The organism is Sediminispirochaeta bajacaliforniensis DSM 16054 (assembly GCF_000378205.1).
GTDB lineage: Bacteria > Spirochaetota > Spirochaetia > DSM-16054 > Sediminispirochaetaceae > Sediminispirochaeta > Sediminispirochaeta bajacaliforniensis.
On record NZ_KB899473.1, the window covers coordinates 1 to 1,564 of the forward strand.

General features: G+C 35.7%; 1 protein-coding gene. It reads right to left on the reverse strand.

What is annotated here, in order from left to right; all coding sequences use genetic code 11:
• Positions 1-277: 277 nt before the first annotated feature.
• A complete protein-coding gene (locus F459_RS22960; RefSeq protein ID WP_033302379.1) occupies positions 278-1,390 on the reverse strand; it encodes a hypothetical protein in 1,113 nt (370 codons plus the stop codon).
• Positions 1,391-1,564: the final 174 nt, after the last annotated feature.

Sequence of the window (1,564 nt, forward strand, 5' to 3'; positions counted from 1 at the left end):
CCATGAACGGCATAGGAACCCCCTTTCAAGATCTCTATGCCATAATTGTAAACCGCTACTTTAGATAACTGTAAATAATGCTGCCGGGTCATACCTTTGGATGAACATAACATACAATTGAGCTGCGTGGCGTTAAGTTGGCATGTGTTTGTGCTCTTTCCTTCATGCATTATACCATATCTTTCACAGATTAGAACTTTCGCTTTCAAATTCTGCTCTTCTTTACCCAATCCAAAGCACAAACCATGACAGTAGCCACGTCTGCTCCAATTGCTTGTTATATGCCATCTTTGATGTTAATCACCAAGCTATCAATATCATACCCCTCCTGCACAACGTATAACTTAACACCGGCATTTTTACATTTCTTTTTTTTCTCATTATCACGACGTTGTGTTTCTTTGAAAGTACTTTTTCCACCGAAAAAATCCACTGGTTCAAAATGTTGTAGCCCATGAAATTCTATGCCAGCAGCTATATCTTCAATATAGATATCCAAATGCTGACGCCCCAGCCATTTTGCTCTATATTGATGTCGTACAATATATTCTGGAAAAGAATCTTTTATTAATTCAAGTAAACGGGCCTCTTGTTTCCATTTCTCTTGTCCGATCTTTGGTAAATCAAATTTTTCTCTTACTCTATTTTCTGATTCGATTATTATACTATGAAAAATCCAAGAGCGAGGATATTGGATCTTTCGAGCAAATAATTTTGCTCTACTTTCAGCTGACCAACCCCATTTAAAATCTCGAAAGAATTCCTTCCAAATCAAATCATTGAAAAGATATCCACGCTTTCCAATTTCCTTTTTCACATTTGACAGTTCATCACACACCAAATCGAAATGCTCTATTCCCCATTCCGTTAATAACGATTCGTTTTCAATAATATAGTTTGAATTTAAACTAAAAGGAAATCCTGTCTTTTTCGTTTTTATTTGTAATAATAGACTTCCTTCAGGGTTTGGATCTTCTTTTCTAATCCTTCTAGCTTGTTGATAAATGTTGAAACTTCTTGGATCGCCAAGTTCTTCTATAAATTCTGCGTAAATTAATAGAAGTATTTTTCTTATTTTGTCTTTCATTTTACAGTTTTTTAAAACCAAGTCAAATACATTTATCTTCTCCTCATTCTCAAATGATTCATCATTGGCAATATCCCTGAAGAAAACGATAATGTATCCTTCCCGTTTTTTTGTAATTGGAAAAGTCTCTCCGTTAAGCAATAATCCTTTTAAAAACTGGTAACTTTCTAAGACCATCCCATATAAAACATTCGGACCAATGCCAGAAATAGCTGGATGTGTCATTGCTATAGGGTTAAAGCCATTTCCTATGTCCTTTACCCCTAAATTAAAGGGAGAAACTTCACTTTTTCTTGTTATCACAAATGGCCCTTCTTATGTGCATATAACATCCAATTGAGCTGCAAACCGTGAAGCTGGCGCGTATTCTTGCGCAAGCAAGAAGGTAGTGTCAATAAACTTGCGCAAATTCTTTTTGCCTCAATCTGAAGAATTTACTTATGAGACCTGATTCTCCCGATCGTAATCAATCAGCAG